Below are 15,847 nucleotides of genomic sequence, written 5' to 3'. Positions count from 1 at the left end.
CGGGCACCAGTCCCGCCCATTTGGGCGGAACGCACCACCGGGCCACCGCTGTCCCTGTTCCACTTCCTCGTGAGGACGGTTCCCCATGGCGCTCCAGCCACCCCAGTCCCCGGCGGCACTCGTGCCGCCGCACCGTCGGTTCTCCGCGATCCCGGACGCCACGGGCATGTACGACCCGGCGAACGAGAAGGACGCGTGCGGCCTGGCGATGGTCGCGACGCTCCGCGGCACGGCCGGGCACGACATCGTCGACGCCGCCCTCGGTGCGCTGCGCAACCTCGAACACCGGGGCGCGGTCGGTTCGGACGCCGGGACCGGTGACGGTGCGGGCATCCTCTGCCAGGTGCCCGACGAGTTCTTCCGCGCCGAGGTGTCCTTCGACCTTCCAGCAGCGGGGGAGTACGCGGTCGGTACCGCGTACCTGCCCGTCGACGAGGACGACCGCCACGCGGTGAAGGGCGCTGTCGAGCGACTCGCGCGTGAAGAGGGCCTGCGCGTCCTCGGTTGGCGCGAGGTCCCCGTCCGACCCGAGGTCCTCGGCACCCTGGCCCGTGCGGCGATGCCCGCGTTCGAGCAGCTCTTCGTCGCCTCGATCCGACACGACGTGCACGGTGCGTCGTGGAGCGGCGTCGCGCTCGACCGCCAGGCCTTCCGCCTCCGGAAGCGTGCCGAGCACGACACCGAGGTCTACTTCATGTCGCTGTCGAGCCGGACCATGGTCTACAAGGGCATGGTCACGACGCTCCAGCTCGAGCCGTTCTACCCGGACCTCAGCGACGAGCGCTTCGCGTCGAAGCTCGCGATCGTGCACTCCCGCTACTCCACGAACACGTTCCCCTCGTGGCCGCTCGCGCAGCCGTTCCGCACGCTCGCGCACAACGGTGAGATCAACACCGTCCGTGGCAACCGCAACTGGATGCGGGCCCGGCAGTCGCAGCTGCAGAGCGAACTGCTCGGCGACATGGCGCCCCTGCTGCCGATCGTCAGCCCGGGCGCCAGCGACTCGGCGTCCTTCGACGAGGTGCTCGAGCTCCTGACGCTCACCGGCCGGTCGCTGCCGCACGCGGTGTCGATGATGGTCCCTGAAGCGTGGGAGAACCAGGTCGGGATGGACCCCGAGCTCCGGGCGTTCTACGAGTACCACTCGATGCTCATGGAGCCGTGGGACGGCCCGGCAGCCATCACGTTCACCGACGGCACGCTCGTCGGCGCCACCCTCGACCGCAACGGCCTGCGCCCCGGTCGCTTCCTGGTGACCGACGACGGCCTGATCGTCATGGGCTCCGAGACGGGCGTCATCGACGTGCCGGCCGACAAGGTCGTGCGGAAGGGCCGGCTCCGTCCCGGCCGGATGTTCCTCGTCGACACCGAGGCCGGTCGCATCATCGAGGACGACGAGGTCAAGCGCGAGCTGGCCACGTCCGGCCCGTGGGGCGAGTGGCTCGACGGCGGCCGGATCAACCTCGGTGACCTGCCGGACCGCGAGCACATCGTGCACACGCCCGCTTCGGTGACCCGTCGGCAGCGCGCCTTCGGCTACACCGAGGAAGAGGTCCGCATCCTGCTGCGTCCGATGGCGCAGACCGGAGCGGAGCCGCTCGGGGCGATGGGCTCGGACACGCCGATCGCGGTGCTGTCCCAGCGTCCCCGGCTGCTCTTCGACTACTTCACCCAGCAGTTCGCCCAGGTGACGAACCCGCCGCTCGACTCGATCCGCGAGCAGGTCATCACCTCGATGGGCATGGGACTCGGTCCGGAGCGCAACCTCCTGAGCGCCGGCCCCGAGCACGCGAAGCAGATCACGCTCGACTTCCCCGTGATCGACAACGACGAGCTCGCTAAGATCCAGCACTTCGAGACCGAGTCCGGTCGCCACCTGACCGTGACGATCAAGGGCCTGTACCGCGTCGACGCCGGCAAGAAGGCCATGCAGAAGCGCATCGCCGCGGTCTGCGACGAGGTCGACGCGGCGATCGAAGCCGGCAAGCAGTTCATCGTGCTGTCCGACCGCGACGGCAACGCCGAACAGGCACCGGTGCCCAGCCTGCTGCTGCTCGCCGCCGTGCACCACCACCTGATCCGCACCGAGCAGCGCATGAAGGTCGGGCTCATCGTCGAGGCCGGTGACGTGCGCGAGGTCCACCACGTCGCGACCCTCATCGGCTACGGCGCGTCGGCCATCAACCCGTACCTCGCGATGGAGACCTGCGAGATCCTCGTCCGCCAGGGCATGATCAGCGGCATCACGCCGGAGCAGGCCGTCAAGAACGTGATCAAGGCGCTCGGCAAGGGCGTGCTGAAGATCATGTCGAAGATGGGCATCTCGACGGTGTCGAGCTACGCCGGCGCGCAGGCGTTCGAGGCCGTTGGGCTCAGCCAGGAGTTCGTCGACCGGTACTTCACCGGGACCTCGTCGATCCTCGGCGGCGTCGGCATCGAGGTCATCGCGAAGGAGAACGCCGAGCGGCACGCCCAGGCGTACCCGCAGGACGGCGCTGTCCTCTCGCACGAGCGCCTGCAGACCGGCGGCGAGTACCAGTGGCGTCGCGAAGGCCCGCCGCACCTCTTCAACCCGGACACCGTGTTCCGGCTGCAGCACGCGACGCGCTCCCGTCGCTACGACATCTTCCGCGAGTACTCGCAGGCGGTCGACGACCAGTCCGAGCAGCTGATGACGCTCCGCGGCCTCTTCCGCTTCGCGCAGGGTGCCCGCAAGCCGGTCCCGCTCGACGAGGTCGAGCCGATCGAGTCGATCGTCAAGCGGTTCAACACCGGTGCGATGTCCTACGGTTCCATCTCGAAGGAAGCCCACGAGACGCTCGCGATCGCGATGAACCGTCTCGGCGGCCGGTCGAACACGGGCGAGGGCGGCGAGGACGTCGACCGCCTGCTCGACCCCGAGCGTCGGAGCGCGATCAAGCAGGTCGCGTCCGGGCGGTTCGGCGTCACGAGCATGTACCTGACGCACGCGACCGACATCCAGCTGAAGATGGCGCAGGGTGCGAAGCCGGGCGAGGGCGGGCAGCTGCCCCCGACCAAGGTGTACCCGTGGGTGGCCCGCACCCGGCACGCGACCGCGGGTGTCGGCCTGATCTCGCCGCCGCCGCACCACGACATCTACTCGATCGAGGACCTCAAGCAGCTGATCTTCGACGTCAAGCGGGCGAACCCGTCCGCACGCGTCCACGTGAAGCTCGTGAGCCAGTCGGGCATCGGGGCCGTGGCCGCCGGTGTGACGAAGGCCCTCGCCGACGTCGTCCTGGTCTCCGGACACGACGGCGGGACCGGTGCGTCGCCGCTGAACTCGCTCAAGCACGCGGGCACCCCGTGGGAGATCGGCCTCGCCGAGACGCAGCAGACGCTCATGCTCAACGGCATGCGCGACCGCGTCGTCGTGCAGGTCGACGGGCAGATGAAGACCGGCCGTGACGTCGTCGTGGCCGCGCTGCTCGGCGCCGAGGAGTACGGCTTCGCGACCGCGCCGCTCGTGGTCGAGGGCTGCATCCTCATGCGGGTGTGCCACCTCGACACGTGCCCGGTCGGCATCGCGACCCAGAACCCCGAGCTCCGCAAGCGCTTCAGCGGCAAGCCGGAGTTCGTCGTGAACTTCTTCGAGTTCATCGCGCAAGAGGTCCGCGAGCTCCTCGCCGAGCTCGGCTTCCGGTCCCTCGAAGAGGCGATCGGCCACGCCGACGCCCTCGACGTCGACCGCGCGGTCGAGCACTGGAAGGCGTCCGGCCTCGACCTCGAGCCCGTGCTCAAGGGACCGCGGTTCGACGCCGACGAGCCCCGCCGGCACCAGCGCGACCAGGACCACGAGCTGGAGCAGCACTTCGACGTGCAGCTCATCCAGCAGACGGCCGACGTCCTCGAGCACGGCGGGACGATCGCGCTCGACCTGCCGATCCGGAACACGGAGCGCGCGGTCGGCACGATGCTCGGCCACGAGGTCACGCTCCGCCACGGCGAGAACGGCCTGCCGTCGGGGTCGATCGACGTGACGTTGCGCGGTTCCGCCGGGCAGTCGCTCGGTGCGTTCCTGCCGGCGGGCATCACGCTCCGCCTGGTCGGGGACAGCAACGACTACGTCGGCAAGGGGCTGTCCGGCGGCGAGATCGTCGTGCGTCCCGACGCGGGCAGTGGCTTCGACCCCGCGCAGAACGTCATCGCCGGCAACGTCATCGGCTACGGCGCGACCCAGGGCAGCATGTTCATCCGCGGCATCGTGGGCGAACGCTTCCTGGTGCGCAACTCCGGTGCGACCGCCGTCGTCGAGGGCGTGGGGGACCACGCGCTCGAGTACATGACCGGTGGGCTCGCCCTGATCCTCGGCGAGACGGGTCGGAACCTCGGTGCCGGCATGTCCGGCGGGACCGCGTACGTCCGCGGCCTGCGGGAAGAGCACGTGAACACCGACTCGCTCGCGTCCGGTGAACTCCGGCTCGAGCCGCTCGACAGCGCCGACGTCGAGATCGTGAACGACCTGCTCGCGCGGCACGCCGCCGAGACCGGGTCGACCCTCGCGAGCGAACTGCTCGAGTCCGGTGACCTGAGCGACTTCGTCAAGGTGCTGCCGCGGGACTACGCGGCCGTGCTCGAGACTCGACAGCAGGCCGTCGACGAGGGCCTCGACCCGGACGGCGACGTCGTCTGGAACCGCATTCTGGAGGTGACCGGTGGCTGACCCCAAGGGATTCCTGAAGGTCCAGGAGCGCGAGCTCCCGGCCCGACGACCCGTACCCGTGCGGCTCATGGACTGGAAAGAGGTCTACGAGCAGCAGGAGTCCGGCGCGCTCAAGCGACAGGCCGGACGCTGCATGGACTGCGGCGTCCCGTTCTGCCACCAGGGGTGCCCGCTCGGCAACCTCATCCCCGAGTGGAACGACCTCACCTGGCGCGGCGAGGGCCGGCAGGCGATCGAGCGACTCCACGCGACGAACAACTTCCCGGAGTTCACGGGTCGGCTCTGCCCGGCACCGTGCGAGGCGTCCTGCGTGCTCGGCATCAACCAGCCGCCGGTGACGATCAAGCAGGTCGAGGTCTCGATCATCGACGAGGCGTTCCAGAACGGCTGGGTCGCGCCCCACCCGCCGGAGCGCCTGACCGGCAAGACCGTCGCGGTGGTCGGGTCCGGTCCTGCCGGGCTCGCCGCCGCACAGCAGCTGACCCGCGCCGGCCACACCGTCGCGGTGTACGAGCGCGACGACCGCATCGGTGGTCTGCTCCGCTACGGCATCCCGGACTTCAAGATGGAGAAGCGTCAGATCGACGCGCGGCTCGCCCAGATGCAGGCCGAGGGCACCCGCTTCCGTGCGGGCGTCGAGATCGGGCGCGACATCACCTGGGACGACCTGAAGTCCCGGTACGACGCGGTCGTCGTCGCCACCGGCGCCACGGTCCCGCGCGACCTGCCGATCCCGGGGCGCGACCTCGCCGGCGTGCACTTCGCGATGGACTACCTCGTGCAGCAGAACAAGGCGAACGCCGGCACGACCGTCGACAACCAGGTCACGGCCGAGGGCAAGCACGTCGTCGTCATCGGCGGCGGCGACACCGGTGCGGACTGCATCGGGACCGCCCACCGGCAGGGTGCGCTCAGCGTGACGAACCTCGCGATCGGCAAGCAGCCGCCGCTGGAGCGTCCGTCCGAGCAGCCGTGGCCGATGTTCCCGACCGTGTTCGAGGTCACGAGCGCCCATGAAGAGGGCGGCGAACGCCACTACCTCGCGTCCACCGTCGAGTTCCTCGCGAACGAGGCCGGCGAGGTCCGGGCGCTGCGCGTCGCCGAGACCGAGTACCTCGACGGCCGCCGTGTCCCGAAGGCCGGCAGCGAACGCGAGATCCCCGCGGACCTCGTCCTCGTCGCCATGGGCTTCACCGGTCCCGAGACCGACACGCTGGCGCCGCAGCTCGGACTGCCCGTGACGGTCTCCGGTGCCGTCGCCCGCCAGGCCGACTACACGACCAACGAGCCGGGCGTCTTCGTCGCGGGCGACGCCGGTCGTGGGCAGTCGCTCATCGTGTGGGCGATCGCCGAGGGCCGGGCCGCCGCCGCGAAGGTCGACGAGTACCTCGAGGGCTCGACGATCCTCCCGGCTCCGGTCAAGGCGACCGACCGGGCGATCTCGGTCTGACGATGGACGTCCACCCGATGCCCACCCAGCAGTGAGCGACAGGCCACCGGCACTCGATAGGGTGCTGGTGGCCTCGCTTCGTTCCGCGCGGCCCCACAGCGCGGAAACCCAAGCACCATCCACCACCACGAAGGAATCCATTGAGACGCGCAAAGATCGTTTCGACGCTCGGACCGGCAACGTCGGAGTACGAGACCGTCAAGGAGATCATCGAGGCAGGCGTCGACGTCGCCCGCCTCAACCTCAGCCACGGTGACTACAGCGTCCACGAGGCCAACTACGAGAACGTCCGTCGCGCCGCCGAGGAGCTCGGCAAGCCCGTCGCGATCCTCGTCGACCTGCAGGGTCCGAAGATCCGCCTCGCGAAGTTCGCCGACGGCCCGCACGACCTCGCGGTCGGCGACGTGTTCACCATCACCACCGAGGACGTCCCCGGCTCGAAGGAGATCTGCGGCACGACCTTCAAAGGCCTCCCGCAGGACGTCAAGCCCGGTGACCCGCTGCTCATCGACGACGGCCGGGTCCGCCTCCGCGTGCTCGACACCGACGGCGTGCGCGTCCGCACCGAGGTCGTCGTCGGCGGCACTGTGTCCAACAACAAGGGCATCAACCTGCCCGGCGTCGCCGTGAACGTCCCCGCGCTCAGCGAGAAGGACGAGGCGGACCTCCGCTGGGGCATCCGCCAGGGCGCCGACCTCATCGCGCTGTCGTTCGTGCGCAACGCCGCCGACGTCGAGCGTGCGCACGAGATCATGGACGAAGAGGGCAAGCGCCTCCCCGTGATCGCGAAGATCGAGAAGCCGCAGGCCGTCGACGCGCTCGAGGAGATCATCGACGCGTTCGACAGCATCATGGTCGCCCGCGGTGACCTCGGTGTGGAGCTCCCGCTCGAGGCCGTCCCGATCGTGCAGAAGCGCGCCGTCGAGCTCGCCCGCCGCATGGCGAAGCCGGTCATCGTCGCGACCCAGATGCTCGAGTCGATGATCTCGTCGCCGATCCCGACCCGCGCCGAGACCTCCGACGTCGCGAACGCCGTGCTCGACGGCGCGGACGCGGTCATGCTCTCGGGCGAGACCAGCGTCGGCGAGTACCCGGTGCAGACGGTCCGCACGATGGCCCGCATCGTCGAGTCCACCGAGGACCACGGCCTCGAGCGCATCGCGCCGCTCGGCACCAAGCCGCGCACCCTCGGCGGGGCGATCACGCTCGCCGCGGTCGAGATCGCGGAGTTCACCGAGGCCTCGTACCTCTGCGTGTTCACCGAGTCCGGCGACTCGGCCCGCCGCATGTCGCGTCTGCGCCACGGCCTGCCGATCATCGCGTTCACCCCGAACGAGGCGACGCGTCGCCGCATGGCCCTCACGTGGGGTGTCCGCTCGTTCCTCGTCGAGCGCAAGACCCACACCGACGAGCTCTTCTCGCAGGTGGACGACGTCCTCCTCGAGAACGGCCTCGCCGCCCCCGGGGACCGCGTCATCGTGACGGCCGGTTCCCCTCCCGGCATCGAGGGGTCGACGAACGACCTGCGCGTGCACCGCGTGGGCGACGCCCACGCCGAGGCCGCTCCGGCCTACGTGCGCGACTGACGTCGCGTCCCGACAGGGCGCGGACGGGAGGCACGGTGCGGCGACGCACGCAGCCTCCGGTCCGCGCCCTGTCGCGTTCCGCCCCGCGGCCGCCGCGACCACGCGGTCGCGCGAGCGGGCAGGATGGCCGGTGTGAGCCTCCAGTCCCGACCCACCGCCCAGCGCACCGACGTCCGACGCTGGCGCCGCTACCTGGCGGACGAGCGGGCGGAAGCCGCCGTCTACCGGAACCTCGCCGCCCGGCGACGCGGTGAGGAACGCGAGATCCTGTCCGCCCTGGCCGAGGCCGAGGGGCGGCACGAGCAGCACTGGCTCGACCTGCTCGGCGACGACGTCGGGCGGCCGCAGCGCGGGAGCCTCCGCACCCGGGTGCTCGCGTCGCTGGCGAAGCGGTTCGGGTCGGTGTTCGTCCTCGCGCTCATGCAGCGCGCCGAGGACCGCTCGCCGTACGCCGACGACGCCGACGCGACCGCGAGCATGGCGGCCGACGAACGGATCCACGGCGAGGTCGTCCGCGGGCTCGCCAACCGCGGGCGGATGCGTCTGTCCGGCACCTTCCGAGCCGCGGTGTTCGGCGCGAACGACGGCCTCGTGTCGAACCTGGCGCTCATCATCGGCGTCAGCGCGTCCGGGGCGGACCGGCACTTCGTCCTCCTGAGCGGCATCGCGGGACTCCTCGCCGGCGCGCTGTCGATGGGGGCGGGGGAGTACGTCTCGGTGCGGTCGCAGCGCGAGCTCCTCACGGCATCGGCGCCGCACCCCGAAGCCGGCCGGGCCGTCGCGGACCTCGACGTGGACGCGAACGAGCTCGCCCTCGTGTACCGCGCTCGGGGCATGTCCGAGGCCGAGGCCCAGCAGCACGCCGACGACGTCCTCGGCGGAGCCGCGGTGACGGGCACGGCGCCGGTGGACGACCACGAGGCCATCGGCAACGGCATGAGCGCGGCGGTCTCGAGCTTCTGCTTCTTCGCGTCGGGGGCGATCATCCCGGTGCTCCCGTACCTGTTCGGCCTCGAGGGGTGGGCGGCGATCGCGGTCGCGGCGCTCCTCGTCGGGATCGCCCTGCTCGGCACGGGTGCGGTGGTCGGCGTGCTGAGCGGTGCGTCGCCGCTGCGTCGGGCGCTCCGGCAGCTCGCGATCGGGTTCGGTGCGGCAGCGGTCACCTACGGGCTCGGGCTGTTGTTCGGGACGGGCAGCGCGTAGCCCTCCGACGACCGACGAGGCCGCGTCCGGCCCACCCGGGCTAGCGACGGACGGCCGCGCGGGGCGGGAGCAGCAGCAGGGCCGCAGCGCCGACGACGATGAGCGCGATGCCCGAGAAGACCATGAACACGGTCAGCGCGAGCCCCGGCGCGACCAGCACGACCACGCCCCCGAGGATCGACAGCACCCCGCTCACGATCGACGGGACCCGCGATGACCCCGGGTGTCCCACGAAGCCGCCGATCAACGACGCGATCCCCTCGACGATGAAGCCGACGCCGGCGAGCACCGCGTAGACGACGAGCGGGACGGCGGGGTCCAGCAGCGTCACGAGTCCGGCGACCCCGACCAGGCCGCCGACGACGCCGGAGGTCCAGCGCCACACCGGCGGCGTGCCGTGCCCCCGCACCGCGGCGAACACCCGCAGTGCGCCGGCCACGACGAGGTACACGCCGAACAGCAGTGCGACGACGACGAGCGACGGCCGTGGCCAGACGATCGCGACGATGCCGAGCGCGATGGCGACGACCGCGGTGACGATGACGAACACGCGGAACGTGCGGACGGCACGAGAGTCCACGAGCACTCCTCCCTGTCAGGTCTGCTCGCTCCGACGCTACCTCGGCCGGCAGCGGTCGGTTCGTCGCGCGGGGGGGGGCGAAGCGCCGCGGAGCGGTGCAACCGGATGCAACCTGCGCCGCCGTAGCGTTCGGGCAGGCGCGGACCCAGCGCCCCGACAGAGTCGTCGAAAGGTGTCCACCATGACCATCGCACCGTCACCATCCACCTACGCCGCACCCGGCGAGGAGGGGTCCCTCGTCTCGTACCGTTCCCGGTACGACCACTACATCGGCGGCGCGTACGTCCCGCCGGCCGGGGGACAGTACTTCGAGAACCCCACCCCCGTCACCGGCAAGGTGTTCACCGAGATCGCCCGCGGCGACTCCACCGACGTCGACCGTGCGGTCGAGGCCGCGTGGAAGGCGTTCCCGGCCTGGGGTCGGACGAGCGTCGCCGAACGCGCCGGCATCCTCAACACGATCGCGGACCGGATGGAGCAGAACCTCGAGGCCCTGGCGGTCGCGGAGACGTGGGAGAACGGCAAGCCCATCCGCGAGACGATCGGCGCGGACATCCCGCTGGCGATCGACCACTTCCGCTACTTCGCCGGGGCGATCCGCGCGCAGGAGGGCTCGACGGGGGAGATCGACCACGACACCGTGGCCTACCACTTCCACGAACCGCTCGGCGTCGTCGGGCAGATCATCCCGTGGAACTTCCCCATCCTGATGGCGGTGTGGAAGCTCGCTCCGGCACTGGCGGCGGGCAACTGCGTCGTCCTGAAGCCGGCCGAGCAGACGCCGGCGTCCATCCACGTGCTCATCGACCTGATCGGGGACCTGCTCCCGGCCGGTGTCCTCAACGTCGTGAACGGCTTCGGCATCGAGGTCGGTGCACCGCTCGCGCAGCACCCGGACATCCGCAAGGTCGCCTTCACGGGGGAGACGACCACGGGTCGGCTCATCATGCAGTACGCGTCGCAGAACCTCATCCCCGTGACGCTCGAACTCGGCGGGAAGAGCCCGAACGTCTTCTTCGCCGACGTCGCCCAGCAGCAGGACGCCTTCTACGACAAGGCACTCGAGGGCTTCGCGTTCTTCAACCTCAACCAGGGCGAGGTCTGCACCTGCCCGTCGCGGGCACTCGTGGCGAGGGAGATCTACGACGGCTTCGTCGCGGACGGCCTCGACCGGGTGCGCGCCGTCAAGCAGGGGCACCCGCTCGACCTGTCGACGATGATCGGCGCGCAGGCGTCGAACGACCAGCTCGAGAAGATCCTGAGCTACATCGACATCGGGAAGCAGGAGGGCGCGAAGCTCCTCACCGGTGGCGAGCGGGCGGACCTCGGCGGGGAGCTGTCCGGCGGGTACTACGTCACGCCGACGGTGTTCGAGGGGGACAACTCGATGCGGATCTTCCAGGAGGAGATCTTCGGCCCGGTCCTCGCCCTGACGAGCTTCAGCGGTTACGACGACGCGATCTCGATCGCCAACGACACGCTGTACGGCCTCGGCGCCGGGGTGTGGAGCCGTGAGGCCACCACGCTCTACCGCGCCGGCCGTGACATCCAGGCCGGGCGCGTGTGGGAGAACACCTACCACCAGTACCCCGCCGGAGCGGCGTTCGGCGGCTACAAGCAGTCCGGCATCGGACGGGAGAACCACAAGATGATGCTGGAGCACTACCAGCAGACGAAGAACCTGCTGGTGTCCTACGCCGAGGGCCCGATGGGCTTCTTCTGATGCCGGACACCGACGACCGGCCGGCCACCGCCCGCGTGGCGGTGACGCCGGCGGCGGGGGAGCTCCTGCGCTCCCTCGCCGCCCGGCACGGCCCACTCATGTTCCACCAGTCGGGCGGGTGCTGCGACGGCTCCAGCCCGATGTGCTACCCCGTCGGCATGTTCATGACCGGCTCGGGCGACGTGCTCCTCGGCGCGCTCGAGGTCGACGGCATCGCGCCCGTCGAGGTGTACATGTCGCGGTCGCAGTTCGAGTACTGGAAGTACACCCACCTCACGATCGACGTCGTGGACGGTCGTGGCGCGGGCTTCTCCCTCGAGGTGCCGGAGGGCAAGCGGTTCCTCACCCGCTCCCGGATGCTGGACGACGCCGAGCTCGCGGATCTCGGCCTGGTCAGCGCCGGCCCTGGCCCGAGCGGGGTGCCGGACGTAGGCTGACCGCACCGCTCGTGACGACGCGACGGGGACCGGACAGGAGGGCGCATGCGCGAACCGTCCGGTCTCCGCCCGCTCGTCGCCGCGTCCTGGCGTCGCTCCGCCCGCGTCGACCCCGAGACCGTGCCGACGCCCTCGATCGGCGAGGACGAACTCGACGCCCTGCGCCGTGCCGGTCCGCTCGGCACCGCGCTGCCGGTCGTCCGACGGCTCCTGCTCGACGACGTCCGGTCGGCGGGATGCGTCGTCGCTCTCGCGGACGCATCGGGTCGGCTCGTCTGGGTGGACGGCGCACGATCCGCCCGACGCGCCGCGGAGGGCATGGGGTTCGTCCCCGGTGCCGACTGGGCCGAGGAACGCGCCGGGACGAGTGCTCCGGGGACCGCGCTCCGGCTCGGACGCGCCGTGCAGATCCACGCCGAGGAGCACTACGCGACGGCCGTGAAGGGGTTCTCCTGCACGGCGGTCCCGCTCCGCGACGCCGCGGGCACGGTGGTCGGCGCGCTCGACATCACGGGCGACGACCGCGCCGTCGAACGCCACACGCTGCCGCTCCTGACGGCGACGGCCGCGGTGGCCGAGGCCGAACTCGCACTGGCGGCGCTCTCGGGCCGGAGCGCACACCGTCCGGCTGCGGCCCCGTCCGCCGAGCTCACCCTGCTCGGGTCCGACACCGCGACGCTGCACGCCGGGTCGCGGTCGGTCGCGTTGACGGAGCGGCACTCGGAGATCCTCGCGGTGCTCGCCGCGAACCCGCAAGGGCTGGCCGCCGCGGACCTCGCGGTCGCGGTGTACGGCGACCCGCGCGCCGTCCAGACGCTGCGGGCCGAGGTGGTGCGGCTCCGACGTGTCCTCGCCCACCACGCGCTCGACGCTCGCCTGACGTCCAGGCCGTACCGCCTGGAGGGGATCCGGACCGACGTCGAGACGGTCCTGTCCGCGCTCGACCGCGGGGCGCGCCTCCAGGCCGTCGACCGGTACACCGGACCGGTCCTGCCCGGGTCCGCGTCGCCCGGGGTCGACGACCTGCGTGACCGCGTCCGGTCCCGGTTCCGTGAGTCGCTCCTCCAGGACGGCGGGGTGGACGCGCTGCAGGCGTGGGCACGCACCGCGGACGGCGCGGCGGACGAGCAGGTGCTGCGGGCGCTGCTCGCGGCGTTGCCGCGTCGGTCGCCGCGTCGGGCGGGCGTTGTGGCGGCGATCGAGGCGATCGAGCGTCCCTGAGCGGACGGCTCCGCCGGCTCGGGAGGCGCGGCACACGTCGGACCGTCGGCCGACGGCGCGCGCCTCCCGCGGCGGGTGCGGGGTGGTCAGGACCCGGTCGTCGGCTCCGGTGTCGAGGTCGCGTCCGCGCCCGGCGCGGCCGGCGGGGTCGGTGCCTCGCCGTCCTTCGGCGGGGTCGGAGCCTTGCCGTCCTTCGGCGGGGTCGGCGCCTTCCCGTCGGCGAGCGGGCCGGCGACGCAGCCGGGGGCGGTGCCGGTGTCGCCCTTCCCGGCGGGCCCGCCGGTCGGTGCGCCGCTCGGTGCTCCGGTCGGTGCGCCGCTCGGTGCTCCGGACGGGGCTCCGGTCGCCGCTGCGCTCGGCGTGGCGGGTGCGGCCACTGCTGCGCTCACCCCGATCCCGCCGAGGACCAGCACGGCCGCCGCTGCGGATCCGATCCCGACCGCGCGGAGGGTCCGGCGACGCTTCGTGCCCTGTTCGTTCTCCATGGTGTTCTCCTGTTCGTCCGTCGGTCGACCGGGTCGGTCCGCCGACGAGGACGACGCTCGGGTTCGAATCTGAAGCAGGACTGAAGCATTCGTGGAGCACAGGGTTTCTCCAGGCCGTTCCATGCTCCGTGCTGGCGGAGCCGACCTACGGTGTCCGCCGTGACCGCACCCGCCCGCATCCTGGTCGTCGAGGACGACGACTCCCTCCGCACCGCCGTCGTGACGACCCTCCGCGCCGAGGGGTTCTCCGTCGCCGAGGTCACGGACGGCCGTTCCATCGCCGCCGACCTCGACCGCACCGCCCCGGACCTCGTCCTGCTCGACTGGATGCTCCCCGGGCCGAGCGGCATCCTGCTCGCCGCCCGCATCCGGGCCCGGTCGGACGCCGCCGTCGTGATGACCACCGCGCGGGACGAGCTCGACGACCGACTGCGCGGGTTCGCCGAGGGCGCGGACGACTACGTCGTGAAGCCGTTCGCGATGGCCGAACTCGTCGCCCGGGTGACGGCGGTGCTCCGGCGCCGAGGACGGGTGCCGTCGGTGATCGAGGTGGGCGATCTCGTGCTCGACCCCGACGGCTCCACGGTCCGTCGTGCCGGCGTGCTGCTCGACCTGACCGCGACCGAGTTCCGACTCCTCCGGTTCCTCGCCGAGAGCCGCGGACGGACGGTGTCGAAGGGGCAGATCACGACCCAGGTCTGGGGCTACGAGGACATCGCACCCAACCTGGTCGAGGTGCACCTCAGCGCACTGCGGCGGAAGATGGAGGCGCACGGGCCGCGGCTCGTGCACACCGTCCGGGGCCTCGGGTACCGGCTCGCGGTGGACCGGGGTGCGGCGTGATGCGCGACGGACGCCTGCGGACCACCTCGCTCCGGCTACGGACCGTGATCGCGATCCTGGTGCTCCTCGCGGTCCTGCTGACGGCCCTCGTCGCCGCGGTCGAGGCCGTCCTCGGCGCCCGACTGACCGCCCAGGTCGAGGACCGCCTGCGTGACCGGGCGTCCGCTGCGGCCGCGCTCGTCGGGGTGCTCGACGCGAGCGACCTCGCCGACCGGTTGTCGGCGCAGGGGCTCTCCGTGCGGATCGTCGAACCCGACGGCGCCGCGGTCGAGGCCGGCCCCAGCCCCGAGCAGTTGCGGAAGGGGCCACCCGACCCGACGGGCCTGCCCGGACCGGCGGCCCGGTCCTCGGCGGCTCCGTCGACCACCGGTTCGTCCGACAGTGCCGGGGCGACCATCACGTCGTCGTCGGTGCACGAGGACGACGGTGTGCTGACCCTCCGCTCGGACCTCGAGGACGGCACCCGCATCACGCTGACCGCCGGGACGCGCGACGTGCAGGAGACCCTGGCGCAGCTCGGCTGGGTGATGGGCGGTGCGTCCGCCGCCTTCCTCGGCGTCGCCGTCGTGGGTGTCGTGCTCGTCGTCCGACGCTCGCTGCGCCCGCTCGACGAGATGACCGCCGCCGCTCGGTCCATCACCGCGGGGGACCGCGGACGCCGACTCCGGCCGTCCCGCACTGACACGGAGATCGGCCGGGTGGCGCTCGCCCTCGACGAGATGCTCGACGCGGTCGAGGGCGCGGAGGCACAGGCCGTCGCTGCCGAGGAACGGGTGCGCGCGTTCCTGTCGGACGCCGCCCACGAGCTGCGGACCCCGGTCGCCGGTGTCCGGGCCGCGGCGGACACCCTCGTGCGCAACGGCCCGGACGACCCGGAGACGAACGAGCTGCTCGCGGTGCACGTCGTGCGGCAGGCCGACCGGGCGGCTCGGCTCGTCGACGACATGCTGACGATGGCGCGACTGGACCGGGGGATCGCCCTCGACCGGCGCCGGACGGAGCTCGTCGACTGGCTCCACGCCGAGGCCGAGCGGCTCCGCATCCGGTTGCCCGGCGTGGAGCTGCGCGTCGAGGTCCCCGAGCACCCGGTCGACGCCGACGTGGACCCGGACCGACTCGCCCAGGTGCTCGGCAACCTGGTCGACAACGCCGCGAGGGCCACCGGGGGCACCGGCACGGTCCGGCTCGCGCTCAGCAATGGACCGGGCGGCATGCTGCTCCGTGTCGAGGACGACGGCCCCGGGATCCCGGCAGCCGACCGCGAGCGCGTGTTCGACCGACTCGTCCGGCTCGAGGACGCTCGGGACACCCGCTCCGGCGGCGCCGGCCTCGGGCTGCCGATCGCGCGCGGGATCGCCGTCGCGCACGGCGGTTCGCTCGCGCACGGGGCCGACGGAGAACTCGGCGGCGCGGTGTTCGACGTGCGCCTGCCCGCGAGCGCGACGGTGCCGGCCGGTGCACGTCCGCGAGCGGGCGTCCTGCTAGCCTGATGCCCTACGCGAGTGTGGTGGAATGGTAGACACGGGGCACTCAAAATGCTCTGCTTCACGGCGTGCGGGTTCGAGTCCCGCCACTCGTACAACGCAGGACTCTCCGCCTGACGAACGCGACTTCCTGCGTCTAGTAGGCTGCTGG

11 protein-coding genes and 1 tRNA gene are annotated in these 15,847 nt (G+C 71.8%); 10 read left to right on the top strand and 2 right to left on the bottom strand.

The genetic code is table 11. From position 1 onward, the window contains the following. Nucleotides 1–166 precede the first annotated feature (166 nt). From gltB to BJK06_RS00205, 4 genes are all read left to right on the top strand, one after another. Nucleotides 167–4,684, top strand: a complete 4,518-nt coding sequence (gene gltB / locus BJK06_RS00220; RefSeq protein WP_070419054.1) for a glutamate synthase large subunit — start codon at nt 167–169, stop codon at nt 4,682–4,684. Further along, entirely contained in the window at nt 4,677–6,134 is a 1,458-nt protein-coding gene (locus BJK06_RS00215; RefSeq protein WP_070416232.1) for a glutamate synthase subunit beta, read from the top strand. The genes gltB and BJK06_RS00215 overlap by 8 nt, the downstream gene beginning before the upstream one ends. 140 nt (nt 6,135–6,274) lie before the next feature. Next, nucleotides 6,275–7,720, top strand: coding sequence for a pyruvate kinase (gene pyk, locus BJK06_RS00210; RefSeq protein WP_070416231.1), 1,446 nt, complete (start codon nt 6,275–6,277; stop codon nt 7,718–7,720). Nucleotides 7,721–7,843: 123 nt separating this feature from the next. Next, nucleotides 7,844–8,923, top strand: coding sequence for a VIT1/CCC1 transporter family protein (locus BJK06_RS00205; protein ID WP_070416230.1), 1,080 nt, complete (start codon nt 7,844–7,846; stop codon nt 8,921–8,923). A 40-nt stretch (nt 8,924–8,963) separates the two neighbouring features. Here BJK06_RS00205 and BJK06_RS00200 read toward each other — a convergent pair whose 3' ends face one another. Further along, nucleotides 8,964–9,503, bottom strand: coding sequence for an HdeD family acid-resistance protein (locus BJK06_RS00200; RefSeq protein ID WP_070416229.1), 540 nt, complete (start codon nt 9,501–9,503; stop codon nt 8,964–8,966). A gap of 181 nt (nt 9,504–9,684) precedes the next feature. On the opposite strand from BJK06_RS00200, the gene BJK06_RS00195 reads away from it, so the two are divergent. Genes BJK06_RS00195 through BJK06_RS00185 form a run of 3 tightly spaced genes read left to right on the top strand, consistent with a single transcriptional unit; the run spans nt 9,685 to nt 12,884 of the window. Next, nucleotides 9,685–11,226, top strand: a complete 1,542-nt coding sequence (locus tag BJK06_RS00195; RefSeq protein WP_070416228.1) for an aldehyde dehydrogenase family protein — start codon at nt 9,685–9,687, stop codon at nt 11,224–11,226. Then, a complete protein-coding gene (locus BJK06_RS00190; protein WP_070416227.1) occupies nt 11,226–11,663 on the top strand; it encodes a DUF779 domain-containing protein in 438 nt (145 codons plus the stop codon). Before BJK06_RS00195 ends, BJK06_RS00190 begins: the two co-directional genes overlap by 1 nt. A 45-nt stretch (nt 11,664–11,708) precedes the next feature. Beyond that, nucleotides 11,709–12,884: a GAF domain-containing protein gene (locus tag BJK06_RS00185; protein WP_070416226.1), complete on the top strand. Its 1,176-nt coding sequence runs from the start codon at nt 11,709–11,711 to the stop codon at nt 12,882–12,884. An 86-nt stretch (nt 12,885–12,970) separates the two neighbouring features. Here BJK06_RS00185 and BJK06_RS00180 read toward each other — a convergent pair whose 3' ends face one another. Next, nucleotides 12,971–13,369, bottom strand: coding sequence for a hypothetical protein (locus tag BJK06_RS00180; protein ID WP_070416225.1), 399 nt, complete (start codon nt 13,367–13,369; stop codon nt 12,971–12,973). Between the two features lie 159 nt (nt 13,370–13,528). Between BJK06_RS00180 and BJK06_RS00175 the strand changes: the two genes are divergently transcribed. From BJK06_RS00175 to BJK06_RS00165, 3 genes are all read left to right on the top strand, one after another. Further along, complete coding sequence (locus BJK06_RS00175; protein ID WP_070419053.1) at nt 13,529–14,212, top strand: response regulator transcription factor; 684 nt, start codon at nt 13,529–13,531, stop codon at nt 14,210–14,212. Further along, nucleotides 14,212–15,702 (top strand): HAMP domain-containing sensor histidine kinase, encoded by a 1,491-nt coding sequence (locus BJK06_RS00170; protein WP_070416224.1) that lies wholly within the window; start codon nt 14,212–14,214, stop codon nt 15,700–15,702. The genes BJK06_RS00175 and BJK06_RS00170 overlap by 1 nt, the downstream gene beginning before the upstream one ends. 8 nt (nt 15,703–15,710) lie before the next feature. Next, nucleotides 15,711–15,791 (top strand) — tRNA-Leu (locus BJK06_RS00165). The last annotated feature ends 56 nt before the right edge of the window (nt 15,792–15,847 follow it).

The sequence above is a fragment of the Curtobacterium sp. BH-2-1-1 genome (assembly GCF_001806325.1).
Lineage (GTDB): Bacteria > Actinomycetota > Actinomycetes > Actinomycetales > Microbacteriaceae > Curtobacterium.
This window is presented reverse-complemented; position numbering and strand designations above follow the sequence as displayed.